At 51.4% G+C, this 24,838-nt stretch carries 28 protein-coding genes, 2 tRNA genes and 1 other RNA gene; 13 read left to right on the forward strand and 18 right to left on the reverse strand.

The genetic code is table 11. The annotated features are described in order from the left end of the window. From H1D31_RS04485 to H1D31_RS04555, 15 genes are all read right to left on the reverse strand, one after another. Positions 1-317, reverse strand: a 317-nt coding sequence (locus H1D31_RS04485) for an AAA family ATPase (protein WP_261256458.1), incomplete at its 3' end; no start/stop codon positions are given. A 9-nt stretch (positions 318-326) separates the two neighbouring features. Next, positions 327-746, reverse strand: coding sequence for a Mor transcription activator family protein (locus H1D31_RS04490; RefSeq protein WP_261256461.1), 420 nt, complete (start codon positions 744-746; stop codon positions 327-329). Then, positions 739-1,236: a hypothetical protein gene (locus H1D31_RS04495; protein WP_261256462.1), complete on the reverse strand. Its 498-nt coding sequence runs from the start codon at positions 1,234-1,236 to the stop codon at positions 739-741. Before H1D31_RS04495 ends, H1D31_RS04490 begins: the two co-directional genes overlap by 8 nt. Further along, positions 1,233-1,793: a gp16 family protein gene (locus tag H1D31_RS04500; RefSeq protein ID WP_261256464.1), complete on the reverse strand. Its 561-nt coding sequence runs from the start codon at positions 1,791-1,793 to the stop codon at positions 1,233-1,235. The genes H1D31_RS04495 and H1D31_RS04500 overlap by 4 nt, the downstream gene beginning before the upstream one ends. Next, the gene (locus H1D31_RS04505; protein WP_261256465.1) at positions 1,790-1,987 is read right to left on the reverse strand and encodes a hypothetical protein; all 198 of its coding nucleotides are present in this window, start codon (positions 1,985-1,987) and stop codon (positions 1,790-1,792) included. Before H1D31_RS04505 ends, H1D31_RS04500 begins: the two co-directional genes overlap by 4 nt. Further along, the gene (locus H1D31_RS04510; RefSeq protein ID WP_261256467.1) at positions 1,987-2,631 is read right to left on the reverse strand and encodes a hypothetical protein; all 645 of its coding nucleotides are present in this window, start codon (positions 2,629-2,631) and stop codon (positions 1,987-1,989) included. Before H1D31_RS04510 ends, H1D31_RS04505 begins: the two co-directional genes overlap by 1 nt. A gap of 5 nt (positions 2,632-2,636) precedes the next feature. Next, an RNA gene (locus H1D31_RS04515) (hammerhead ribozyme type II) lies at positions 2,637-2,704 on the reverse strand. A 190-nt stretch (positions 2,705-2,894) separates the two neighbouring features. Continuing rightward, positions 2,895-3,194: a hypothetical protein gene (locus H1D31_RS04520; RefSeq protein ID WP_261256471.1), complete on the reverse strand. Its 300-nt coding sequence runs from the start codon at positions 3,192-3,194 to the stop codon at positions 2,895-2,897. 170 nt (positions 3,195-3,364) lie between these two features. Further along, complete coding sequence (locus H1D31_RS04525; RefSeq protein WP_261256474.1) at positions 3,365-3,988, reverse strand: DUF3164 family protein; 624 nt, start codon at positions 3,986-3,988, stop codon at positions 3,365-3,367. Between the two features lie 14 nt (positions 3,989-4,002). Continuing rightward, a complete protein-coding gene (locus H1D31_RS04530; RefSeq protein WP_261256477.1) occupies positions 4,003-4,230 on the reverse strand; it encodes a hypothetical protein in 228 nt (75 codons plus the stop codon). Next, positions 4,227-4,724: a hypothetical protein gene (locus tag H1D31_RS04535; RefSeq protein WP_261256479.1), complete on the reverse strand. Its 498-nt coding sequence runs from the start codon at positions 4,722-4,724 to the stop codon at positions 4,227-4,229. The genes H1D31_RS04530 and H1D31_RS04535 overlap by 4 nt, the downstream gene beginning before the upstream one ends. Continuing rightward, a complete protein-coding gene (locus H1D31_RS04540; RefSeq protein ID WP_261256481.1) occupies positions 4,721-5,287 on the reverse strand; it encodes a hypothetical protein in 567 nt (188 codons plus the stop codon). Before H1D31_RS04540 ends, H1D31_RS04535 begins: the two co-directional genes overlap by 4 nt. A 12-nt stretch (positions 5,288-5,299) precedes the next feature. Next, positions 5,300-6,025, reverse strand: coding sequence for an AAA family ATPase (locus H1D31_RS04545; protein WP_261256483.1), 726 nt, complete (start codon positions 6,023-6,025; stop codon positions 5,300-5,302). Between the two features lie 68 nt (positions 6,026-6,093). Next, the gene (locus tag H1D31_RS04550; protein WP_261256485.1) at positions 6,094-8,328 is read right to left on the reverse strand and encodes a DNA-binding protein; all 2,235 of its coding nucleotides are present in this window, start codon (positions 8,326-8,328) and stop codon (positions 6,094-6,096) included. Further along, the gene (locus H1D31_RS04555) at positions 8,321-8,548 is read right to left on the reverse strand and encodes a helix-turn-helix domain-containing protein (protein ID WP_261256487.1); all 228 of its coding nucleotides are present in this window, start codon (positions 8,546-8,548) and stop codon (positions 8,321-8,323) included. Before H1D31_RS04555 ends, H1D31_RS04550 begins: the two co-directional genes overlap by 8 nt. Before the next feature lie 186 nt (positions 8,549-8,734). On the opposite strand from H1D31_RS04555, the gene H1D31_RS04560 reads away from it, so the two are divergent. Continuing rightward, complete coding sequence (locus tag H1D31_RS04560; protein ID WP_261256489.1) at positions 8,735-9,385, forward strand: helix-turn-helix domain-containing protein; 651 nt, start codon at positions 8,735-8,737, stop codon at positions 9,383-9,385. Between the two features lie 377 nt (positions 9,386-9,762). On the opposite strand, the gene H1D31_RS04565 is transcribed toward H1D31_RS04560, so the two are convergent. Further along, positions 9,763-10,932: an FIST signal transduction protein gene (locus tag H1D31_RS04565; protein WP_261256491.1), complete on the reverse strand. Its 1,170-nt coding sequence runs from the start codon at positions 10,930-10,932 to the stop codon at positions 9,763-9,765. Positions 10,933-10,993: 61 nt separating this feature from the next. After that, positions 10,994-12,727 carry a DEAD/DEAH box helicase gene (locus H1D31_RS04570; protein ID WP_261256493.1) on the reverse strand — a complete coding sequence of 578 codons (1,734 nt, stop codon included), beginning with the start codon at positions 12,725-12,727 and terminating at the stop codon, positions 10,994-10,996. 92 nt (positions 12,728-12,819) lie between these two features. On the opposite strand from H1D31_RS04570, the gene H1D31_RS04575 reads away from it, so the two are divergent. Further along, positions 12,820-13,215, forward strand: a complete 396-nt coding sequence (locus tag H1D31_RS04575; protein ID WP_261256495.1) for a hypothetical protein — start codon at positions 12,820-12,822, stop codon at positions 13,213-13,215. Between the two features lie 5 nt (positions 13,216-13,220). Here the strand turns inward: H1D31_RS04575 and yhbY are convergent, their stop codons facing one another. Then, the gene (yhbY, locus tag H1D31_RS04580; protein WP_008608769.1) at positions 13,221-13,517 is read right to left on the reverse strand and encodes a ribosome assembly RNA-binding protein YhbY; all 297 of its coding nucleotides are present in this window, start codon (positions 13,515-13,517) and stop codon (positions 13,221-13,223) included. Between the two features lie 81 nt (positions 13,518-13,598). On the opposite strand from yhbY, the gene rlmE reads away from it, so the two are divergent. From rlmE to infB, 11 genes are all read left to right on the forward strand, one after another. Further along, entirely contained in the window at positions 13,599-14,228 is a 630-nt protein-coding gene (gene rlmE, locus H1D31_RS04585) for a 23S rRNA (uridine(2552)-2'-O)-methyltransferase RlmE (protein WP_065956139.1), read from the forward strand. 48 nt (positions 14,229-14,276) lie between these two features. Next, positions 14,277-16,205 (forward strand): ATP-dependent zinc metalloprotease FtsH, encoded by a 1,929-nt coding sequence (gene ftsH, locus H1D31_RS04590; RefSeq protein WP_314732991.1) that lies wholly within the window; start codon positions 14,277-14,279, stop codon positions 16,203-16,205. Positions 16,206-16,286: 81 nt separating this feature from the next. Then, positions 16,287-17,120, forward strand: coding sequence for a dihydropteroate synthase (gene folP, locus H1D31_RS04595; RefSeq protein WP_261256498.1), 834 nt, complete (start codon positions 16,287-16,289; stop codon positions 17,118-17,120). A 3-nt stretch (positions 17,121-17,123) separates the two neighbouring features. Then, the gene (gene glmM / locus H1D31_RS04600; RefSeq protein WP_065956141.1) at positions 17,124-18,458 is read left to right on the forward strand and encodes a phosphoglucosamine mutase; all 1,335 of its coding nucleotides are present in this window, start codon (positions 17,124-17,126) and stop codon (positions 18,456-18,458) included. Positions 18,459-18,560: 102 nt separating this feature from the next. Beyond that, positions 18,561-19,298: a triose-phosphate isomerase gene (tpiA, locus tag H1D31_RS04605; protein WP_065956142.1), complete on the forward strand. Its 738-nt coding sequence runs from the start codon at positions 18,561-18,563 to the stop codon at positions 19,296-19,298. Positions 19,299-19,300: 2 nt separating this feature from the next. Beyond that, the gene (gene secG / locus H1D31_RS04610; protein ID WP_065956143.1) at positions 19,301-19,636 is read left to right on the forward strand and encodes a preprotein translocase subunit SecG; all 336 of its coding nucleotides are present in this window, start codon (positions 19,301-19,303) and stop codon (positions 19,634-19,636) included. 21 nt (positions 19,637-19,657) lie between these two features. Continuing rightward, positions 19,658-19,742, forward strand: a tRNA-Leu gene (locus tag H1D31_RS04615). 63 nt (positions 19,743-19,805) lie between these two features. After that, positions 19,806-19,882 (forward strand) — tRNA-Met (locus H1D31_RS04620). A gap of 237 nt (positions 19,883-20,119) precedes the next feature. Further along, the gene (gene rimP / locus H1D31_RS04625; RefSeq protein ID WP_008608757.1) at positions 20,120-20,575 is read left to right on the forward strand and encodes a ribosome maturation factor RimP; all 456 of its coding nucleotides are present in this window, start codon (positions 20,120-20,122) and stop codon (positions 20,573-20,575) included. A gap of 34 nt (positions 20,576-20,609) precedes the next feature. Further along, complete coding sequence (nusA, locus tag H1D31_RS04630) at positions 20,610-22,106, forward strand: transcription termination factor NusA (protein WP_008608756.1); 1,497 nt, start codon at positions 20,610-20,612, stop codon at positions 22,104-22,106. A gap of 25 nt (positions 22,107-22,131) precedes the next feature. Further along, positions 22,132-24,807, forward strand: a complete 2,676-nt coding sequence (gene infB / locus H1D31_RS04635; protein ID WP_261256508.1) for a translation initiation factor IF-2 — start codon at positions 22,132-22,134, stop codon at positions 24,805-24,807. Positions 24,808-24,838 lie beyond the last annotated feature (31 nt).

The following is a 24,838-nucleotide window of genomic DNA, read 5'->3' on the forward strand; positions in this document are numbered from 1 at the left end:
AGAGCGTCGAGCATTTCAGGGGCAGACATCACGCTTTTGCTGCGCTGCACATAGTAAATATTGCGATTGCTGATTAGCTTTTCTTGTACGCCACGGTCTTTTAGCACGTTTAGCGGGTTGTCGTAGTCCAGGTAAATCACTTTCTGGGGGCTGCTGCAGGCTTTAGCCACGGCAAAGGCCAGCCAGCTTTTACCCATGCCGCCGTCGGCATAGACCAGGGTAATCATATTCTTTGCCAGAAAGCCTGGGATCAGGAATTCGGTTTGGCGTTCAAAGTCGCTGGGGCGCAATGCCTGGCTTAGTAAAAAGTCGAACATGGTTTTTCCTTAAAACAGTTTGAATTGGCGCCGGGCGCGTTCTACTTGGGTTTGCTCTTTGATGATGCTGTAAATTTGCATATCTGTTAGACGGTGTTGCTCGGCCAAGCTGCGAATGCTGGCGCCCTTGTTGTGGGCGTTGTAAATAGCGATATTGCGCAGCAGGGTTTTAAGCCTGTCGTTGCGCGGTATATAGGTTTGGATACCGCCCAGGTAGTGGGCCAGTTCGATTACCAGGCGCTGCGCCATGTTCTCTGGCTGTTTAACATGGCCTTTTAGTTCGGATTCAAACAGGGCAATTAGCGACTGCAGCTGGGCTGGGATGCGGTTTACGGCATCGCTGCGCTGCTCTGGTGGCAGTTGCTCCAGGTCGGTTAGCAGCTGCTGTAAATCATCGTCGGCAAAGGCATCCAGTTGCTGTTCAGTCATCTTTAGGCACCTTATTTACTTTTAACCCGTAGCGCTCCATTTGCTGTTGCCACTTCTGGCGCTCTTGGTCGTCGTTGGTGATTACCTGATTTTTAATTTCCACTGTGCTGTGGCCGTCGCGTTGCTGCTGCTCGGCGATTTGGCCAAGGCGGGCGGTAAGCACTTTTTTCAGGTAGTTGTGGTTGGTCAGCTGTTTGCCGGTGCCGTTAATGCGGCTTTGCTGCAGGCTGGCTACCGCTTGCTCCAGCGCATCAGCCAGCGCGGGCAGGTTGCTGGTTAAGGCCAGCGTTTCCTGCACCAGCGTTAGCGCTTTGGTGTTGCTTAAGTCCTGCTTGGCAGGGCGAAACATGGCCAGATACGCGACCATATTGCCGCCCAGTTTGTAGTTCATGCGGGCGAACTGGCCGAGTAACTGGCGGCCCGCTTCATCGGCCACCAGCTGATCCAGGTGGATATTGGAATGGCAAACAGGGCAACGGGCTAACTTCATAGCATGGCCCCGTTAATGCGCTCCCAGCGCTTTAGCAAATAAGCGTAGCTATCTTGCGGATGTGGCTCATAGCCGCGCTTTTTAAGGTCTTCAAACAGGCAGCGCCGGGCCCAGCGCTTTAAGCTATTCAGGGTTTTAGCGGCTTCTTCGCCATGTAACCATTGCACCTCGGCAATACCGGCGCCGCCGTTCTCTTGTGCTGTCATGCGTTGCACCCAGCTGTTAAGGGCGGTTTCGCTGCCGTCGTTAATAAAGCCGGCGCGGTGCATAAAGATCCAAATTGCGCGGATTGCGCTGCGCTCGTCTTGCGGCCCCTGCTTTGAACTGGGGCTTAAACGGCCTTTACCTGGCTTTTTAAGCGGTTTAAAACCGAGCTTTTTAAAGGCTTCCAGCACGGTTTCCAGCTCGGGTATGGTCATATCCGTGCTGCTGGTTTTGCCGTTGCCATAGTGGGCTAAGTTGGCGCGGTAGCTCTCATCGTCCATTCCCAGCTGAGTGCGGGCGATATGGATTTTGGTGATTAGGCTGCGACGCGGATTGGGGTTGGTTGCTGTCATTTGGCACCTGCCTTGGCCTGCTGGCATAGTTGGTTTTCACTAATAGCCTTATCATAATCAGCCAAAACAAATAGCCCGGTATCCTCGCCGCACATACAAGCTAGTTCTTCAAAAGCTTTCTTGTTTTCACCTTTAAGCATTAGGCTCATAATGCTTATATACTTCTGTTTTCTTTCATCTTTTTTAAGTGGCATCACGCACCTGCCTTAGCTTTAAACTGCACAAAGCATTTACCGGCAACTCGCCAGCGGCAGATATCTGGGTCAACAGGATTTGTAATAACTTGTGCTAGTTCCGGCTTAAACTTCGCACACTTTTTACAGGTGTCGCGGGTTCCAAAACCATCAGTGATCCCCTCACAAATTTGCTCAGGTGGGTTATGTTTCGCTTGCAACTTAACAAGCGTACATACCCGTTGTACTCGGGTTATAAGCTCTTGCTGAGCTTGCCGTACTGTAAGCATCCCGCCATGCGCAGCAAAGAAATCACCAATTTCACTAATAAGTAAAAGCTCAGTTGCCTGAAAAAACTCATTGCTCTGCTCTATGTAGTGTTTAAGCGCTGGCACTACTGAATCACCGATCTTGCCAATACCATGCTGTTGGCACAGTTCATTAAGCTCGACCATTAGTGCTGTATTGCGCTTGTGGGCGTCAGCTAGCTCTTTGTTTAGCTCTTTTGCTACCGCTTCGTATTCATTTTGACAGCAAACAAATTCACTTAAGCAGTAGTCCTTTGCGGCAAAGTAGTAACCTTCGTTTTCATTCCAGTAAAGCGCATCAAAAAAGCCGCCCCATTTGGGGCCTCGTTCTGCTATTGCTTCTCGTATTGTTTTCATTTTTACTCCGGCTGCTCATCAGTACCGGTGAACCACCACCGGCAGACGCCCCGAACTTCGGGGCGTTTCGCTTAATACCGCCGTCCTTGATTACAAAAGCTATCTATTGCCAATAAAACAATGTCAAAGCATTCGAAAGCCAAGTTACTTAGATGTTTAACCACTAACAGAACAAGCGCAGCGACCATTAGAAAAGGAACTCTCAGTCGCAGAATCTCCCTTTTGCAGAAAATGATTAGGCATAGCTGTAATCGATTCATGGCTTAGTCCTCGTCAACCCAAAGGTCAGGGTTTTGGGTGATTACCAGCTGCACCTGAGTGCGTGGCCGGCCTACTTCAAATGAGCCCAACCAAATGGCGTGGTGGCTGTCGCCGTATTCGTCCATTTCGGCCAGGGTGTCGCGTACCATTTGGCCAAGGGTTGGCGACTCGGCAGCCAGCAGTACCAGGCGGTCGTTTTCATACTCGGCATCCACTAACGGCACCTCGGGTACGATCTCTGCTTTCACGGTGCCGGCAATCCAGTTTTCCAGCACCCGTTCATCGGATTGATTCAATTCCATCTGTTGGTTCTCCTCGTGGCTGTGCGGTAAGGCACCACCCAAGATCCACAGCAGGGCGTCAGCGACGCCTTGCTCATAGGTTTTGGTGGGGTTGTTGGTGCCGTACTTTTCTTCCAGGCTGGTGGCAACCGCAATCTCCAGCTGGATTTGCTCTACTGTGCGGGCGATGCTTATAACGCCACCGCCGCCAGGTCGAGAGGGATTTGCCGATATTGGTCGGTATCGCCGATGCGCTCATACACACGGATATAAGCCTTACTGCCGACAACCTGAATGGCTTCGCCAATGGCTGTCATAGCGGTGAGCCAGCGCGCATCTTTGATATCCAGCCGGCGCAGGCCAAGGATTTTGGCCGTGCTGATGTTGCCTTGTTTGTCGGCGTCGAACGCGCTGTTAACAATGGCTTTTAGCTCTGAGCTGGCACCGGCAGTCCAGTCTTTCAGGCATTCGTCAATCAGTGCTTTGGCGGCTTGCAGGCGCTCGTCAAAGCGGATGTTTTCGCTGATAGCACGCACAATCTTGTAGCTGCCATCAAAGGTGTACAGGGTTAGGTTGCCCTTTTTACCGCCTACTTCGGCGTTGTACTCTTCGGCAGACAGCTGCACAAAGGCCGCGATATCGGCAAATGCCTGTTGCTTAAAAGCACCAAGCAAATTGCTTAGCTCGTAAGACTTTGCGACCAGTTCTTTAACCAGTTCGTCGCGGGCGCGATCGATAGGTTTAATTTTGTCGACTGGGATTAAGGCGCCTTTGGCGTCTTGCCAGTAACCGGCTGGAGTGGTGTTTTGGTTCATGGTGCTTTCCTTATTTAATGCCAGTAAACCAGGCAGCTATCGACGTGGACGAACCACGCCTGGCGCAGCTGGCCGTTAACGTTTTCAGTGAGTGAGGCGGCTTTTTCCTGCAGCTGCGGGATAGGCCGGTCGATTTGAATTACCGCGCGGGATTTGCGCGAGGTTACCCGCAGTACCTGGCAGCCAAGGCCGCGCAGGTATAGCGGTACATTGCGTTGGTCGAGTTTGTTGGCTGGGTTCATTTGGCACCTCGGTTTAAGCGATTAAAGCGGGCTGCAAGGTGGATCAGTTCGCTTTGCAGCAATTCGATCAAGCTCATGGCATCTGTTGATGCTTGGCGTTTAAGGCGGTTAATTACTGCCTCTGCGTCGTATTGCGACACGGCATCAGGCCGGTTTTCGTTAACCTGAATTTTGATAATGTGCGTTGTTGGCAGCTCGGAGTTTTCACAGCCAGAGCGGCAGGCACGGTACAGCCGCAGCTTTTGTGGGTTGCTGGTATGTTCGTTTTGCTGATGGCGGTGGCATTTATGCCACGGGATTTCACCCAGCACGGGGCATTGCACGGTTTTACTGAGAAAAACCGATTCAACCAGTGCCTGGATGCGTTGCATGTCGCCAGGGTACTTTTCATTGCATACCTGGCTGATCACTGTGGTACTGACGCCCATGGCGTCAGCAACTTTACGCTGTCCTTGATCCTTAACCTGCTGACGCAGGATTACTAGCCAGCTCATTTTGCCTCCTGCATCGGATAGAGAGTTTTGGTGTTTTGGTCGAACATCGCGGCGGGGTTAAGCCGGATGATTGGTGCCTTGGGGCCGCTGTTACGGATCAGGCGATAGCAGTTTTCCAGACCTGCTTTGTCTGCAGGCGCCTGGCGGTTGTCGATGCGTTGGCAACGCACATAACCGGCACGTTCCAACGCCAGCAGGTAGCGCCGGATGCTGGTAATGGAGCAGTTAGTTACTGCAATAACTAGGCTTGGAGATACCGTTAAATTGATGCGTAGGGCATTCCAGATAAGCTGGTGCCCGGTGCGGCCTTTTTGGGTAATTAGCCGCCCCCTGTGGCTACCTGGCCCAAAGGTTGGCGAGTCGTTACTGGAGCGGACGGTGTAAACATAAGGCCGCCCCTGTACGCCAATGCCGTTTTTAATTTCAATAAAACCTTGGTTAACCAAGCGTTTTACGAGATGTCTGCAGTTTTCAATTTCCATCTGTGCTGCATTAGCAATTTCGGTAACGGTAAAGCATTCCGCTTGCTTCATTGCGCTCCATGCTAACTCGGCTTTACTCATGCTCGTCTCCGATTATCTGCGGTGGCTTAAAAACAGCGGACGATCACCCCAGGCGTCGAGGTCAATAAAGTGCTCGTCGCTGGCAATGGCGGCCCGTTCAATTTTTTCCAGGGCGATAAGGATCCGGCGGACTTCGCCAGAGCTTTTAGTGCGGATGTACTCCAGCATGTCTTCGCCAACTTGTACCCGCTTGTCTAGCAGGGTTTGCGCGAACATATGCACGTCTTCTAGGTCTGCCGCCTGGAACTCCACCCACTCGCTAATGCGGTTGAATAATTGCTTGCGGTGGCTGATGCGTCGGGCGATTTCCTCCATGCCGATTAGTACAACTGGCTGCTCGGTGCTGTCATACAGATCGCGGATGGTTTCCATGGTTTTGGCCTGGCCAACAATATGGTCGGCTTCGTCGACAAACAGCGCGAGGCTGTTTTCGTTCATGCTGCGAACGATGTAGTCGACCATTTTACGCAGGGGATACATGGGCTCTGCACCCAGCTCTCCCATTACCCGCGCCAGAAAAGAACTGGGCGAGTCGGTGGCGTAGCAGCGCACGTAAAGTGGTTGGTGTCCAGTTAAGGTAAGCTCATTAAACATGTGGGTTACGGTGGTGGTTTTGCCGTAACCTGAAGGGCCATGGATAAGGCCGATACCAGGGGTGATCATGCTGCGAGTTTGCAGGTTCTCGAACATGACCTGGGTGCGTACTACGTTTTTAACTTCAACGATCGTGTGTTTCATCCGTTATACTCCATGTTGTGATTGGCCCACTGGCAGGTGGGCCGGTTACTGGCAAGCGCGTGAGGTTCCTAGCCGTTAGCGCGCTTGCCGCTTTCTAAAATCCTGTCCAGCCGGCGCCGTGTCATGGCGTATTCAGGCTTGGAGCGGAACTTGGCAAGCCATTGGCTTTCCTTCTCGGTCAGTTGCCTGACCATACTTTCTCTGGTTAACCATTCCGCCTGCTCATGCTCGCTGCGCAGTACTTTGCTGGCTTGCTCGTTAAGGCTTGCCCGGCGCTGCTCCAGTTGTTCACGACGCATTGAAATAGCTTCCAGTTCGGCCTCGGTATAGGCCGGTTTGCTGGTGTCTTTGGTAAGGGCGGTGGCTGTTTTGCTGAGTGCGGCAATAGCTGCGTTACTGCTATTACTCTCAGCTGTGTTAAAGCCTGTAAGTACTTGGTTGGCCATTTTCTTTTGCGCCAGTTCTACTGCAGCAATTTGGTCGATACCGAACTCTGCCTGCAGGCGCTCCGCATTGCGGCGGAAGGCGCGTAGCTGTTTTTCACCATCTTTGCGGCGTTGCCGGAATTGGGCTGGGTCGATTTCGCGGCCGATCAGATCCAAGTTGATGGCCTCGACATAGCTGCCCCAGTTGTCGTCTGGATAAAGAGTGGCGCGGCCAACATCTGTCGGATCCTGGAATACCCGTACTGTTTTGCGGTTCCAATTCGGTTCCATCAGTTCTGGCGCGCTGTAGACAATAGCATCGGCTTTCACTTTGCCTTTTATCACTTTTGCCGTGCCAACATAGTTCAGCAGAATGTCCAGGCTGTGCGGATTGGCTGGCATCTTGGGCCGGTAACCTGAGTTGGTGTAAACCTCAAATGGGGTTTTGTCACCCAGGCCGCTGTGAGGCCGGTGCATGTAGTCATACTGAATGTAATCGTCCAGTACGGTTTGCAGCTCTTCTGGCGTGAGCGACAATTCCAGCAGTTCTTGATCGCGCTGTTTGCGTTTAGCGCCAATGCTTTCAGCAAAGCTGCGCATTTCTAGCAGGCGTTTTTTGTCGGTTACGTTGTGGCCAACGTAGGCTGGAAGCTTTTCTAGCAGGCCATGACTGACCGTTTTAAAGAAGCGCTCGATGTACGGTTTTTCCCAGCCGCTGAAAGCAGTGGCTTTGCTTTGAGTAAGCTCCAACAGAGCAAATAAACCGGATGTGCGCTGGCTAACATAGTCAGATCCGTTGTCTGTTCTGATTACGCTATCAGGCTCTGGAACCCCCCAGGTAAGAAAGCATTTGCGTAATAGGAGGCAAATGCCCTCGCTATTCGAGGTTGGCATTAACACTAACATTGGGCGGCGGGCGTATACGTCTATCGCGCCAATAATGCTGTAACGGCGGGCTTTGCCATTAACGTTTAGCTGCACGTCTGTTGGGGTTGAGTCGAGTTCCCACACCTGATTTGGCCGATTTACCCAAGGGTACATGGTGCCGTACAGTGGCCGGTGCGAGTTGTTGTACTCGCGCGGGTTGGTGGTATAGGCCAGCTCTGATGTATTTTCGAGCTGTAGCTTTTGCAAATAGCGTTGTGCTGTACTGCGCGATACTTGCGGCCAGTGCGGGTAACGTTCTTTGCGTTTAACTTCGATAAGGTTGGCAACTTCACGCGCCTTTTTCATCAGGTGAGGTTTGGCGGTTACCAATGCCAGGATAAATTCCGGCAATCCAGGAGTGGATTCTATTTTGCTGTTTTCGCCAGCGCTGCGCGCTTTGCCAGCCAGAGCTGCAGCACCACCAGCACGCACGGTATCAATCCAGCGGCGTAGCGTGATAGGTGATATTTGGCTGACGTTTTCATAAACCCAATTATCAACTAATACACTTTTGCAGTTGAATTGTTGGCAGTACTGAGCCATTGCCGCGACTTTTGGCATGCCTTTATTGGTTAGTAAAAAGGTATTAAATGCCGCTATAACAGCTAACTTTGCCTCTGCAATTAGGCGCTTTTCTGGTGCTAGTGCTGCCAGTTCTGAAAGCGATTTTTCAGCAACTGCACGTTTTTGTTCAGATAAGCGTTGTTCTTCCCGCCGGATACTGGCCTCAGTTTCCGCAACAACCAGTTCGGCAACTGACTTAGGTGCGCAGCCGATTAGGTGGTTTTGTGTTTCTGCCGGCAGGTTTGAAATGTGGTATTCCAGCCCTTTACCTTTGGCTTTTGGCTGTGATTTCCAGGCGTCTTTCTCGGCGCGGATTCTAATTGCGCGGTCTGTTGCAGGTAAGCCAGGCAGGCCGGCTAACTCAGTTGAGCTGTACCATTCACGCATTGACGGCCTCTCTTTCTTCGTAGCGAGTTGGCCAGATCTCTTCTGGTGATACGCCGATGGCGTCAGCAATAATTTTTTCCCCTTTGGGCCAGGGCCGCTCTAGGGCGTTGTATAGGGTGCCGCTATTTAGTCCATGTTCCCTGGACAGCGATGCAAGCGACAAGCGGCGCTTTTTAAGCGCTGCCATTACGTCGGCTCTTTGCCAGTCCCGTTTAGCCATTACATTTCCCCGTGTTTGGTTTATAATTTATCAGTATTGATAAACAGAATTGATTATTAGTTTATATATAAACCGGTATTGATCAACTGGTTTATTTCTGTTTTTCGGTAAATGAATTGCATCTTTATGATTTGCAACTAAATTTAGTTTTGAACTTTCATAAACCAGATATAAACCGAGGTTGTTGTGCCCAATTACCAATGGTTAACCCCAAAGCAGATCGCCGAAATGGCTGATATGCCTGATTCGATTCAGGGGGTGCATAAAAAAGCGCAACGCGAGGGATGGCAAAAGCGAAAACATGAAGGAGTAAGGGGGCCTGGAGTTGAGTACTACATCTCTGTGCCTGATAAGAATGCTGTTAATGCGGAGTCAGGCAGCTACCAGCTGCCTAATATTAAAGATGTTTGGGACGAATTCGTTCTGATTCCTTGCTATTCGGTGCAAGTGAGTGCTGGGCACGGTTCCCAGGCGTTCGATAACTACGCACCTAGTCGATATTTACCGTTCTGTAAGAAGTGGCTCAAATTTAGAAGGTTTGAAGCAAAGGACCTGGTAATCGTTTGGGCCAAAGGCGACAGTATGGAACCGACGATCCATAACAACGATACACTGGTTATTCACCAGGGCAGAAAAAAACTGGTCGACGGCAAGATATTCGTTATCCGCTTTGATGAGACGTTATGGGTAAAACGTATCCAGGTGATGCCTCATTCCTGGCTGCTGATTAGTGATAATAAAGAACTGTATCCACATATAGAAATCAAGCACGCTGATCACAGTGTATTTGAGGTGGTCGGAGAGGTGGTTCACATCGCAAAAGACACCGGGGATTGATCCGATTCTCTTTTGCTCAACATGGCTTTAATTAACTCTTAAAGCCTTATTTTATGTGGCTTGCAAAGGAATCGGATCAGATGATCCGATTCTCGGCGAATCGGATCTGGTAAGAATCGGATCTGGTGGCGGTATGAAACGTCGCGGAAGCCGCAGCGGCAGTGCTTTTAGTCTTTTCCGATTTGCGTTGCTGTTTATCAGATTTGGTGGGACAGGCTTTTTTGCGGTGTTTGTTCTTTATCAAATTAAGTGGGACAGATTTCCGATTCTTGTTTTTATTTACATAGCCCCGATTTTTATCTAACCCTTATCTGGCGCGGCTTTCCCAGTTATTCCCGGCAAATTTTATTTATTCCCACTTTTTTGGTTATTTATCATTAACTATGATTGGTTACAACAGGCGCAATTTCCACGCCGGTATAAATACCCAGTAGCGGAATCGCTGCGGCTTTCAGTTGCTGTTGCAGTAATACGGCCTCTGGTGTACTGGCATGGATACGACCGGCGCAATCAAAATAGATCGCGGCTACTGCCCGGCAGCCATCCTGCTTAATTTGTTGTAGTACCGCCCGGGTTTGTTGGTCGGTTGCCATTAAAATACTGTGGGCACTGCGCTGCAGCAGTTGGATCTGCTGACCCTCAGTCAGATCTGGTTCGAACAGAATAATCCCTTCGTCATTTGGCAGTACGCCGTTGATTAACCGTGCAACATAGGGCGTGCTGAATGGCTGGCCGGCAACCGCGGGATAGCTCATGCCCAGCGCATACTGACTGACCGGCTTTTGGTCTCGCCAGCGCTGATGGCCAATAATACGGTCAAGCACTTTACAGACCGGCTGCTTATTCAGCTCATAAACAAACTGGCCGAAGCTACGGCTGATGGTCAGGCTTTCGCTGGGTAGCGGTTCGCAACCATGCATCGCGACGATATAGGGTTTCAGGTTACCACTAAATTGCAGTGCCATAGCGGCGTTGTCGGTTACCTGATGTTGAAAAATCTGTTTCGTATTGGAAAACAGCAAATCGGCCAGCAGACCAGCACCGGCAATAGGTACAGGCTTGGCCAGTTGGCGGCTCAAACATTGTAAAAGTGGCGGAGAGGGATTAAGCACCGCAGGCCGTGCTGCACTGCCGGCATAGCGCACAGAGTCATAAAAAAGCAGCAATAGCTTAGGATCAAGACTGTTCGCTAACTGCATCGCCAGCGCTTTACCTGCTGCAGACGGGTCGCGGCTTAGTTGTTCGCTCAGCGCTAGCTTAAATTGCACATCAGTCGCTTGCAGCGCCATGGCAATAGCCGGATAACCCGTTGTTTCGATGCGCTCTGTGGTAATAATGCCAACGGTCGAGCCACCTAGGATCTGGGTATCCGGCCCGCAAAATTGGCGGGCGCCTGCTAGCAGCTGTTGATAGTGACAGTTGCCACCACAAAACAATAATAGCAGTTGCACACAGCTTATACCGCCGTTGCTGGCAGCGTCCCGAGCCAATTGATAGCCAGCAGCAAAGGCTGCACTCGCATTGCAATAAGCCACTCCGGCTTGCATAGTAAAATCCTTTTTAGCTAAGTGTTGCTATTTTAAGCGTAGTACAGGTTTTTTGTAATCTTTATTTAATTTCCGCCGTCTGATAGCGCCCCTGATAGTCGAAATAGCAGTCAAGTAACTGCCAGTGCTTTTGCTGCTTTTTAAGTATTAACAATTGTGGTGCCCGAAAATGCCCGGCCAATGTCACCAGATCTGCCGCCGTGCGAAATGGTGGCAGCGGCAGGCCGGGTGCTTTACTGTGCGGTTTGATAAAGGCAGCATAGAGCGCCCTTTGCTGCGCGGCTGTCTCTAGTTTAAACCAGCGGTGAAATGGGTTACCGTCTAAATCGTAGTAACTGACTTTTAGCACACCCTGCTCATCACTAAGGCTCATACTCTGACAGCGAAACAGATGATGATGTTGTTGGCTAAGCACCTCACGCAGGCGTTTATCCGGATCGACCAATACCGATTGACACTGGCCACAGCTGCGGGCAGCAATATCATTTTCGGCGCCGCAGGCCGGGCAGCAGCGGCTGCGAAAACGATAATCGCATTGCTCTGTGCTTTCATGGTTAAGTCCCTGACAGCGCCGGCCGTAATGTTCAATAATATCGCCATCCTGATCGGTCAGGCCCCAGAAGATATTGGCAAAACCACAGCTGGGGCAAGGCACCTGTACCGGCTTGGCCTTACTATGTGGTTTGGGCGCGCCTACCTCAGGAAAAAAGATGTCATAGCCGTTGGCGGCATAATCAATAATCAGGCATTCGGTTTTGCCGGGGAATAGCCGTAAGCCACGGCCGACCATTTGCTGAAATAAGCTCACCGAGGCCGTGGGCCTGAGAATAGCAATCAGATCAAGGTGGGGAGCATCAAAGCCGGTGGTTAGCACCGCGACATTAACCAGAAACTTTAACTGCTGTTGTTTAAACGCCACAACGAGCTTGTCGCGCTCAGCATCGGCGGTTTCGGCGGTTAGTAGAGCGGCTGGCTCACCGTTGAGCAGACGCATAATTTCCTCGGCATGTTTTACCGTCGCGGCGAAAATAATCACTCCCCGTCGCTCTTTTGCAAGGGCGCGGAGTTGTTGCACAATAAGCTCGGTCGCCCGGCCCATTTTACCCAGTAGTGAGTCGACAGCAGCGGCCGGATAGTCGGCAGAGGTAGGCGCTGGCAGGCTGCTGAAATCATATTGGGCCGTTAAGCCATCCAATAATCTCGGCGGTGTCAGGTAACCCTGTTTAATTAACGGTCTAAGCGGTAATTCGAAGATACAGTGCTCAAATACCGGATCAAGGGTGTTGCCAACTTTACCGTGATAATGCTGGCGATAGATCCAGCCGCTACCCAGCCGATACGGCGTTGCTGTCAGCCCCAGTACCTTTACCGCAGGATTCAGGCTTTTAATATGCAGCAATAGCTGCTGATATTGGCTGCCCGGGTCCTGACTGACTCTGTGACATTCGTCGATCACCACCAGTGAAAAGTGCTGGTTAAATTGTTCCTGGTTGGCACTGGCCGATTGAATACTGGCGATAACGGTTTTACCGCTAGCATCTTTTTGCCGCAAACCGGCAGCAAATACTGTCGCGGGCGTCGTCAGGGCGCTGACTTTGTCGGCATTTTGTGCTACCAGTTCTTTAACATGCGTCAGGATCAGCACCCGGCCTCTGGCCTGTCTTGCCAGCTCAGCCAGGACCAGGCTTTTACCCGCCCCGGTTGGCAATACGATAACCGCCGACTCATGCCGTTGTTTAAAATGCGTGATGGCCGCCTGTACAGCTTGTTGTTGATAGTCTCGCAGTTTAATCATCAGTTTGCAGTTTCAAGTCTGAACTAAGTGGTCCGGGTATGTATTTACTGAACATTCCGGTTATAGTAGCAAGGCATTTTCCGGAGGTATGCATGCCAGCCAAAAAACCTTTCGCACTTAAACTGGAGCAGCGCGTCCTGTGGGTTGCTGCGCAAGGGCTATGGACCAGTGCCACTGCTGAGCGATATGTGCAGGAATTTCGCAGCCTGGTTAAACCAATTATCGTCGAGCCCTGGGCTTTAGTACTGGATATCCGGCATTGGCAAATTTGCCCGGCAGATGTGCTCCAACGCTGTGTGGAAAATACCGAGTGGTGTTATCAGCATCATCTGGCCCATGTCGAAACCATCTACGCCGACAATAGCATGGTGTTGTGGCAGTTTGCGAAGGCAACGGCTGCCACTAAGCCAGAGCATCTGGTGAGCCAGGCCGCAGCAGATGAGCAAGCTGCACGGCAGGCCTTACTGCGTGCAGGCTTTTTATGGTAAAGCTGTTAGCCGCGTGGTAGCTGAATTTTCTTATCTTCTGACTGGCGGTACAGCACCAGAATTTTACCAATGACCTGAACTTTCTCCGCCTTGGTTTCGCGGATAATCGCATCCATCACCAGTACTTTTTGCTCACGATCTTCGCCGGGTACTTTAATTTTAATCAGCTCGTGGAAGTTCAGGGCGTTGTCAATTTCGGCAACCACACCTTCGGTCAGGCCATTGGCACCCAGTAAAATAACGGGTTTTAAATCATGGGCTTTACTTTTTAAGAACTGTTTTTGTTTATTGGTTAAACTCATAAGGTTAGAATATCCGGTAAAAGCTTGAATTATGCCTATTGTAGCGCCATCTAAGGCATAACACTATTTAAGAGTGGTAACATGACCAAGAAAAAACGCTCCGCCAGTTCAACCCGCTGGTTGAAAGAGCATTTTGATGACCATTTTGTGCAAAAAGCGCAAAAGCTTGGTCTAAGATCGCGGGCCTCCTTTAAACTGGAGGAAATCCAGCAGCAGGATAAGTTAATCCGCTCTGGGATGACAGTGGTTGATTTGGGTTCAGCGCCCGGCAGCTGGTCGCAATATGTGGCAGGTCTGGTGGGTCAGCAGGGGACGGTAATTGCCTGTGATATCTTGCCGATGGATCCACTGGCCGGTGTGGCATTTTTACAGGGCGATTTTCGCGAAGAGGCGGTTTTACATGCGCTACTGAGCCGGATCGGCGGTAAAAACGTAGATGTGGTACTATCAGATATGGCGCCGAATATGAGTGGCAATGATACCACTGACCAGGCGCGATCCATTTATCTGGTGGAACTGGCGCTGGATATGTGCCATAAAGTGTTGAAGCAAAATGGCAGCTTTGTGGTCAAAGTATTTCAGGGCGATGGTTTTGAACAGTTCCTGAAAGACGTTAGAGCAGTATTTAATACGGTAAAAATACGTAAGCCCGAATCGTCACGTGCCCGTTCACGTGAGACATATATCGTGGCGACCGGCTTCAAACTTTAGTAAAGTGGGCCGGTATTTCGATTTCTAGTTAATGATGAGGTTATAACCTTGAGCGACATGGCAAAAAATCTGATTGTCTGGTTAATCATCGCTGTGGTGCTGATGTCTGTATTTAACAGCTTTAGCCCGAACGAAAGTGCGGATCGCCAGACGAGCTATACCCAGTTTGTCAGGGAAGTAAACCAGGGCCTGATCCGCGAAGTAAAGATTGAGCGCAGCGGCGTGATCACTGGTGTGAAACGCAGTGGTGAACGTTTTGAAACCGTGTTGCCGGTTAATGATCCCAAGCTGATGGATGACCTGATCAATAACGACGTACGGGTGCTGGGTGCTAAGCCGGAAGAAACCAGCTGGCTAGCCACCATCTTTATCTCTTGGTTCCCAATGTTACTGCTGATCGGCGTCTGGATTTTCTTTATGCGCCAGATGCAGGGCGGTGGCGGCAAGGGCGCGATGTCTTTTGGTAAGAGCAAAGCCCGCCTGATGAGCGAAGATCAAATTAAAACCACCTTTGCTGACGTTGCCGGTTGTGACGAAGCGAAGGAGGAAGTGTCTGAGCTGGTGGATTACCTGCGCGACCCATCGCGTTTCCAGAAGCTGGGCGGCAAAATTCCAAAAGGCATTCTGATGGTTGGCCCACCGGGTACCGGTAAAACTTTGCTGGCCAAGGCGATTGCCGGCGAAGCCAAGGTGCCGTTTTTCACAATTTCGGGTTCAGACTTTGTAGAAATGTTCGTCGGTGTCGGTGCCTCACGGGTACGCGACATGTTCGAGCAAGCCAAAAAAGCCGCGCCTTGTATCATCTTTATCGATGAAATTGATGCGGTTGGCCGCCAGCGTGGCGCCGGTTTAGGTGGTGGTCATGACGAGCGTGAGCAAACCTTGAACCAGATGCTGGTTGAGATGGACGGCTTCGATGGTAACGAAGGTATTATCATTATCGCTGCCACCAACCGTCCGGACGTGCTGGATGCCGCATTGTTACGGCCAGGTCGCTTCGACCGCCAGGTGGTTGTAGGCCTGCCAGATGTGCGTGGCCGCGAGCAAATTCTGAAAGTACATATGCGCAAAGTGCCGCTGGCTGAAGATGTGAAAGCCAGTGTGATTGCACGCGGTACACCGGGTTTCTCTGGCGCCGATTTAGCTAACCTGGTAAACGAAGCGGCACTTTTTGCTGCGCGCGGCAACCGTCGTGTGGTTAGTATGGAAGAGTTCGAGCGCGCTAAAGATAAAATTATGATGGGTACCGAGCGCCGCTCTATGGTGATGACCGACGCTGAGAAAGAAATGACGGCCTATCATGAGGCGGGGCATGCCATCGTGGGTTATCTGGTGCCGGAGCATGATCCGGTACACAAGGTCACTATTATCCCGCGTGGTCGGGCGCTGGGTGTCACCTTCTTCCTGCCAGAGCAAGACGCTATCAGCGTGAGCCGTCGTAAGCTGGAGAGTAAGATCTCCGTCGCCTACGGTGGCCGTTTAGCCGAAGAGATGATTTACGGTACCGATGCCGTGTCAACCGGTGCGTCGCAAGATATTAAATATGCGACCTCGATTGCCCGTAATATGGTGACCCAGTGGGGCTTCTCTGAGAAATTAGGACCACTGCTGTATGCCGAAGAAGAGGGCGAGGTTTTCCTGGGGCGCAGCATGGCGAAAGCCAAGCATATGTCTGACGAGACAGCATCAATCATCGATTCGGAAATCAAAGCCATTATTGATCGCAACTACGATCGGGCGAAGGAGCTGTTGGAACAGAATATGGATATTCTGCACTCGATGAAAGATGCGTTGATGCTTTATGAAACCATTGACTCCCGTCAGATTAAAGAATTAATGGAGCGTCGCCCGGTCAGCCAACCTGAGAACTGGGAACCGCGCGACAAGGGTTCAAAGGATGATGGCGATAGCACTGCCAAATCAGATAAGCCGGCACCAACGGTGACGGATAAACCCTCCGAAGGCAATGTGCACTAGAGCTGTTGCTGATGTTACTCAAGCCCCGGTTTACCGGGGTTTGTCATTTAATAAGCAGATCGTTCGACTAAGGTTTTTTGCATGCGTTTAGTTTTGCCTCGCCAGCGTGAGCTGGATTTAAGCCGCCCCCAGGTGATGGGGATACTGAATGTTACCCCGGACTCTTTCTCTGATGGTGGCAAACATCAGCAGCTAGAGCAGGCGGTCGCAGCTGCAGCCCAAATGTTACAGGATGGCGCCACTATTCTGGATATTGGTGGTGAATCAACCCGGCCGGGCGCTGCTGAGGTGAGTCTGGAGCAGGAATTAGAGCGGGTGCTCCCGGTGATTAGCGCGCTGCGCAGCCGCTTTGATTGTGCGATTTCGATTGATACCAGCAAGGCGGCGGTGATGTCAGCCGCGGTTCAGGCTGGCGCCGATATCATTAACGATGTAAGAGCCTTGCAGGAAGATGGCGCCCTGGCAACCGCCGCTGCGCTGCAGGTGCCGGTTTGCCTGATGCATATGCAGGGGGCGCCACGTACCATGCAACAGGCGCCGGACTATCAGGATGTGGTACAGCAAGTGTTGGCATTTTTATTACAACGGGCGCTTGACTGTCAGCAAGCAGGCATAGCAGCAACACAAATAATTCTGGACCCCGGCTTTGGCTTCGGTAAGAATCTGACGCATAACTATCAGCTGTTAGCAGCGATGGATAAATTTGTGCAAAGTGGTTATCCGGTACTCGCCGGAATGTCACGCAAATCTATGATAGGTCAATTATTGGATGTCCCGGTAACTGAACGTCTGGCGGGAAGTCTGGCGTGTGCGACTCTGGCGGCTTATGCCGGCGCGCAGATTATCCGGGTGCATGATGTAAAAGCTACGGTGCAGGCTGTGCGGGTGGCCGCCGCTGCACGTTATGGAGTTTAAGGAATGAGCAGAAAATATTTTGGTACTGATGGTGTGCGTGGCCGGGTTGGTGATTTTCCGATCACGCCGGAATTCGCGATGAAGCTGGGCTGGGCTGCCGGTCGGGTACTATCAGAACGGGGTACGCGTAAAGTGCTGATTGGTAAAGATACCCGGATTTCCGGTTATTTGCTGGAAACGGCGCTGGAGGCGGGTTTAATCGCCGCGGGTATTGATGTACGGCTGTTAGGTCCGATGCCAACACCGGCAGTAGCGTACTTAACCCGTACCTTCAGAGCCGAAGCGGGTATCGTGATTAGTGCATCGCATAACCCTTACTATGATAACGGCATTAAATTCTTTTCTGCCGATGGTACTAAGTTACCAGATGAGGTTGAGTTAGCGATTGAGCATGAGCTGGAACAGCCGATGCTCTGTGAACCTTCTGAGAAACTGGGCAAAGCCGAGCGGATTAATGACGCCTCTGGCCGTTATATCGAGTTTTGTAAAAGCCATTTAAGCAATCACCTGTCACTAAACGGACTGAAGATCGTGATCGATTGTGCGCATGGTGCGACCTATCATATCGCCCCTTCCGTATTTAAAGAGCTGGGCGCTGAGGTGATTGCCATTGGTTGCAAGCCGGATGGCCTGAATATCAATGATAAGTGTGGTGCAACCCATACTGACCTGTTGCGTGATACGGTGCTGGCGCAAGGCGCTGATCTGGGTATTGCTTATGATGGCGACGGTGATCGGGTGATGATGGTCGATCAGCAAGGCCGGGTGCTGGACGGTGATGAAATTGTCTATATCATTGCCCGCGCCGCTAAAGAAGCCGGCACCTTACAAGGTGGTGTAGTGGGTACCCTGATGAGCAATATGGGGCTGGAACTGGCGTTAGCCCGGCTGGATATTCCCTTTGCCCGCAGTGCCGTCGGAGATCGCTATGTTATGGAGCTGCTGCGGGAAAAGAACTGGCGCATCGGTGGCGAGAACTCCGGTCATGTGTTGAACCTGGATTATACCTGTACCGGCGACGGCATTATTGCCTCCTTGCAGGTGCTGAATGCGATGCTGAGCAGTGGTAAAACCCTCTCTGAGTTATGTGCCGATATGCGCAAACTGCCGCAGGTACTGGTTAATGTGAAATTTGCCAAAGGCTCGGCACCGCTGGATAAGCAAAATGTGAAGCAGAGTATCAGTGAAGTGGAGCGGGCATTAGCCGGTACCGGCCGGGTGCTGATCCGCAAATCCGGTACTGAACCGCTGATCCGGGTTATGGTGGAAGGCGAGGACGAAACGCTGGTGCGGCAATACGCCGAACAGATTGCTGCAGCAGTAAAAATTGCCAGCTGAAGCTGTTAAAAATTGTGCAACTGAGCGTTTTAAACCCTGAAAAGCTTGTCCTTAGCGGCAAGCTTGGTTACTATCGGCGCGTTTTAGCAAAGGATACGCATAATGGCGCTTAAACCTCTGATCGCGGCCAACTGGAAGATGAATGGTAATCTGGCATTGGTTGCGGCAGTAACAGATGCTCTGTCCGCACTGACGGTTGATGCCGATCTGCTGGTTTGTCCGCCGGCGACCCTGTTAATGGCTTTCCCGGCGCAGCGTAACTTTATGTTAGGTGGCCAGGATATTAGCGTTGCTGAAGCGGGAGCTTATACCGGTCAGCTCAGTGGCGCTCTGCTACAAGAGGCTGGTGCCAGTTATTGCTTAGTCGGGCATTCCGAGCGTCGGCAGTACCAGTTTGAATCAGACCAGTTGGTGGCAGAAAAACTGGCCTCGGCAATTCGCCAGGGGTTAACTCCGATACTCTGTATTGGCGAGACGTTGACTGAGCGACAGCAAGAAAAAACCGAACAGGTTCTTGCGAAACAGTTAGCTGCGGTGTATGCTTCGCAGCCCGAATTGCTTAGCAAATCCGTGGTCGCTTATGAACCGGTTTGGGCCATTGGCACCGGGGAGTCGGCCACGCCGGAGCAAGCGCAACAGACGCATGCTTTTATCCGGGCTGAGCTTGGGCGTTACGACGCCGTCGCTGCGATGCAGCTTAGAATTTTATATGGTGGTAGTGTGAACGCAGAGAACTGCGCTGCGTTATTTGCACAACCCGATATTAATGGTGCTTTAGTTGGCGGAGCCAGCTTAAAGCCGGATGAATTTGTCCAGATTTGCCTGAGTGCAAAGGATTAAATATGTACGAGATTTTTATCGTGTTATATCTGCTGGTTGCCTTAGCCCTGATCGGCCTGGTGTTGATCCAGCATGGTAAAGGTGCCAGCATGGGTGCTGCCTTTGGTGCGGGCGCGTCAGCGACGGTGTTCGGTTCTTCCGGTACCGGTAATTTCCTTACTAAAACCACAACTGTGCTGGCTACACTGTTTTTCGTGCTGAGTATTGTGCTGGGTAATTATACCGCCAAACAAAGCAAGCCAGACGACGGTTCTGAGTTCTTCCGCTCTGTGCCGGTTTCGACCGAGCAGGCTCCTGCCAAGAAAGATGACGAGAACGACATCCCGGTAGGCAACTAGTTTTAAAGCCTAAGTTTTCAAGCCGAGGTGGTGAAATTGGTAGACACGCTATCTTGAGGGGGTAGTGTCTTCGGACGTGCGGGTTCAAGTCCCGCTCTCGGCACCAAATTAACGCAAGCATGCCTTGCGGACATAGTTCAGGCACGGTATAATGTGCGCCAGTTACGGACGCGGGATGGAGCAGCCTGGTAGCTCGTCGGGCTCATAACCCGAAGGTCGTCGGTTCAAATCCGGCTCCCGCAACCAACTTAATTGGAATACCAAGTTATAGATGACAGCCCTCGGGCTCCTCTCTATAACCGCGGGGCGAAGGTCGAAATCCGGCTAACGCAACCAAATTTAAAACATTAATCATTGGCGATATGGTTAGTGTCTGGATACTGATTCGCCCCGCTCGTTCGGGGCGTTTTCGCATCTGGAGTCCGTGTTTTAAGTAGTAATGGGCGCTTCGCCCATTTTTTATTTGTGTTTCGGAGGTCTTTTTTGGCTAAACAAGAACAGCAACTAACTGAGCTGCTGACACCGACTGTGGAAGCAGCCGGTTATCAATTATGGGGTATCGAGCTGGTCCGTGCTGGCCGCCATACCACCTTACGGATCTTTATCGACAAAGCAGATGGCGTCAATGTTGACGACTGCGCCATTGTCAGTCGTGAAGTCAGTGCTCTGCTGGATGTTGAAGATCCTATTCCTACTGAATACACGCTGGAAGTGTCTTCACCAGGTTTAGATCGACCGTTATTTACCGAAGCACAGTTCGCACTCTATGTCGGGCAAAAGATCGAGGTGAAACTGACAGTCCCTCAGGAAGGCCGACGCAAATTCAAAGGCATACTGACAGCGCTCGATGGCGATATGTTGGTAATGGAAGTAGATGGCAAACCCTTTAGTTTGCTTGTCGATAACATTGATAAAGCAAACGTGGTGCCGGTTTTCTAACTGGCCCGGGTAGCATCAGAACGAGGCATAGACCATGGCAAAAGAAATATTATTAGTTGTTGATGCGGTGTCGAATGAAAAATCCGTGCCGCGGGAAAAAATTTTCCAGGCGCTGGAATTCGCATTAGCCGCAGCCACCAAAAAGAAAAATGAAGGCGATATCGAAGTTCGCGTTAGCATTGACCGCAAAACCGGCTCTTATGAAACTTTCCGCCGTTGGGAAGTGGTTGCCGATGACGCTGTAATGGAACATCCGTACCGCGAAATCACTTTATCTGCAGCACAGTACGACGAACCGAATCTGAAAATTGGTGATTTTGTCGAAGAGCAAATTCCATCAATTGAGTTTGACCGCATCACCACCCAGATGGCCAAGCAGGTGATTGTGCAGAAAGTCCGCGAAGCAGAACGTTCACAAGTGGTAGAGGCTTACCTGGACCAGGTCGGCGAGCTGGTGACTGGTGTGGTGAAAAAAGTTAACCGTGACAGCATCATCGTTGACCTGGGTAACAATGCGGAAGCCATGTTACCGCGCGAAGAAATGTTACCACGCGAAACCTACCGTCCGGGTGATCGTATTCGCGCCTTATTATTTGATGTGAAGCCGGAAGCCCGCGGTGCGCAGCTGTTTTTAAGCCGTGCCAAACCGGAAATGCTGCTGGAATTATTCCGCATCGAAGTGCCGGAAATCGGCGAAGAAATGATTGAACTGCGCGGTGCCGCCCGCGACCCGGGTTCACGCGCCAAGATCGCGGTGAAGAGCAATGACCGCCGCATTGATCCTGTCGGTGCCTGCGTAGGTATGCGCGGTTCCCGGGTGCAGGCCGTGTCTAATGAGCTGGGTGGCGAGCGGGTGGATATCGTACTGTATGACGATAATGACGCCCAGTTTGTGATTAATGCGATGGCACCGGCGGAAGTGGCCTCCATTATTGTTGATGAAGACGCCCACTCGATGGATATCGCGGTTGAGGATTCTAACCTGGCGATGGCTATCGGTCGCAGCGGCCAGAACGTGCGCTTAGCCAGCCAGTTAACCGGTTGGGAGCTGAATGTGATGTCGGTTTCTGACATGAAGAAAAAGCATCAGGAAGAAACCGAAAAAGTCCGCCAGCAGTTTATGGACGCGCTGGAAATCGATGAAGATTTCGCAGAAGTGCTGGTTGAAGAAGGCTTCTCAACACTGGAAGAGATCGCCTACGTGCCGATCAGTGAGCTGTTATCGATTGACGGTCTGGACGAAGAAACCGTTGAGTTGCTGCGTAGTCGTGCCAAGGACGTGTTAACTACCCGCGCCCTGGCCAATGAAGAATCACTGGAAGGTGCTAAGCCGTCAGAGGCGTTACTGGCACTGGAAGGTTTAGATACCCATACTGCTTATGTTATTGCCAGCAAAGGTGTCACCACGCTGGATGACCTGGCAGAATTAGGAACCGACGATTTGTTAGAAATTGTAGAAATGCCTGAAGAAAAAGCTGCAGCCCTGATTATGGCTGCCCGTAATATCGTCTGGTTTAATGAAAGTAACTAAGTAGTCAACGGAGGTAACAACACAAATGGCAGAAGTCACCATAGAAAAACTGGCCAGTGATGTCGGTACTACTGTTGATCGGTTAGTGCAACAATTTGCTGATGCAGGTATTACCAAGGCCCAGGGCCAGACGGTAACCGAAGACGAGAAAAAAGCGTTATTAGAGCACCTGAGCAAGCAGCATGGCGGCAAGCCAGCTGAGCCGGCAAAGCTGACGTTAAAGCGCAAAGAAAAAACCACCCTGAGCGTTGCGGGCGGCGCTGGCCGTAACCGTGAAATCCAGGTGGAAGTTCGTAAGCAAAAAACCTATATCAAAAAGCCATTGCTGGATGAAGCCACGCTGAAAGCGCAGGAAGAAGCCCGTATCGCCGAAGAGCAGGCCGAAGCCGCACGACTGGAAGCAGAACGTAAAGCGCGTGAAGCCGCCCAGTTAAAGGCGAAAGAAGAAGCCGAGCGTCGTGCTGCTGAAGCGAAGAAGCGCGAAGAGCAAAAAACGGTAGCTCCGGTCAATAAAGATGACCCGGAAGAAGCGGCTCGCCGTGCTGCGAAAGAAGAAGCCCGCAAAGAAGCAGAGCGTATTCGTAAGCAGCAGGAAGCGGAAGCGCTGCGTAAGCTGGAAGAAGAAGCTGCGCGTCAGGTTGAAGCCGCCCGCAAGCTGGCCGAAGAAAATGGTGAGCGCTGGTCACAGCAGGAAACAACCCGTTCTGATGCCGACGATTACCATCTGACCAGCAATAAATTCGCCAAGCAGGCTGAAGATGAAGTCGATGCTAAAGAAGAGCGTGCGGGTCGTCGCGGCGTAGGTAAAAAAGCCCCGGTAGCAAAAGCGAAGAAAGGTAAAGATGAGGCTAATGATAAAGAGGCCTTTAACCGCGCCAACCGGCATGCCAAGAAAAAGAAAACCCCTACCAGCATGCAGCACGGCTTTAACAAGCCAGCACAGCCGGTAGAGCGTGAAGTTAAGATTGGTGAAACCATCACCGTTGCCGAATTGGCAGCGAAGATGGCAGTCAAAGCGTCTGAAGTGATCAAAGTCATGATGAAGATGGGCGCCATGGCCACCATCAACCAGGTCATTGATCAGGAAACTGCGGCTATTGTCTGTGAAGAAATGGGCCATAAGTTTATTCTGACCAAGGAAAACGAACTGGAAGAAGCGGTGATGTCAGACCGTGAAGGTCAGGGCGAGCTGGAGCCACGCGCACCTGTTGTGACCGTTATGGGTCACGTTGACCACGGTAAGACCTCATTACTGGACTATATCCGTAAAGCCAAGGTTGCAGCCGGTGAAGCCGGTGGTATTACCCAGCATATCGGTGCTTACCACGTAGAAACGCCACGCGGTATGGTAACTTTCCTGGATACACCGGGTCACGCCGCCTTTACCTCGATGCGGGCACGTGGTGCCAAAGCAACAGATATCGTTATTCTGGTCGTGGCCGCCGACGACGGTGTGATGCCACAAACCAAAGAAGCGATCCAGCATGCCAAAGCCGGTAATGTACCGCTGGTTGTTGCGGTGAACAAGATTGACAAGCCGACAGCGGATGCCGATCGGGTACGTAACGAGTTGTCGCAGTACGGTGTTATCTCAGAAGAGTGGGGCGGTGAAACCCAGTTTGTACCGGTATCTGCGAAAACCGGTCAGGGTATCGATGATCTGCTGGAAGCCATTCTGAACCAGGCTGAACTGCTGGAATTAAAAGCGGTACACAAAGGTCTGGCCCGTGGTGTGGTGATTGAATCCCGCTTAGACAAAGGTCGCGGCCCAGTTGCCTCTATCCTGGTACAAGAAGGTACTCTGAGTCAGGGTGATGTAGTGCTGTGTGGCTTCGAATACGGCCGGGTGCGTGCAATGCGTGATGAGAACGGTAAAGAAGTTAAAGTTGCCGGCCCATCTATTCCGGTAGAAATTTTAGGTCTGTCCGGTGTACCGCAAGCTGGTGACGAAGTCACAGTGGTGAAAGACGAGCGTAAAGCCCGTGAAGTTGCGCTGTACCGTCAGGGCAAGTTCCGCGATGTGAAACTGGCGCGGCAGCAGAAAGCCAAGCTGGAGAATATGTTCGCCAACATGTCTGAAGGCGATGTATCTGAGCTGAATATCGTGCTGAAAGCGGACGTACAAGGTTCGGTGGAAGCGATCACTGAATCTCTGATGAAGCTGTCGACGGACGAAGTAAAAGTGAAGATTGTCGGCTCAGGCGTAGGCGGTATTACTGAAACTGACGTCTCGCTGGCTGCGGCCTCTTCTGCCATTATTATCGGCTTCAACGTTCGTGCTGATGGTTCGGCTCGTAAACTGGTTGAGGACGAAGGTCTGGATCTGCGTTACTACAGCATTATTTATGAGCTGTTAGACGAAGTGAAACAGGCAATGACCGGTATGTTGGCGCCAGAGTTTAAGCAACAGATCATTGGTCTGGCTCAGGTTCGCGATGTGTTCCGCTCACCGAAGTTTGGCGCTATCGCCGGCTGTATGGTTACCGAAGGTATCATCAAGCGCAATGCGCCAATCCGCGTACTGCGTGATAACGTGGTGATTTACGAAGGTGAACTGGAGTCACTGCGTCGCTTTAAAGATGACGTTAGCGAAGTACGCCAGGGCTTTGAATGTGGTATCGGTGTGAAGAACTACAACGATGTGCGCGAAGGCGACCAGATCGAAGTGTTTGAAACGATCCAGGTAGAACGTACGCTATAATAGCAACGGCTTACCGATAAACAGGGGCACA

This window comes from Alishewanella sp. BS5-314 (assembly GCF_025377695.1).
Classification (GTDB): Bacteria; Pseudomonadota; Gammaproteobacteria; order Enterobacterales; family Alteromonadaceae; genus Alishewanella; species Alishewanella aestuarii.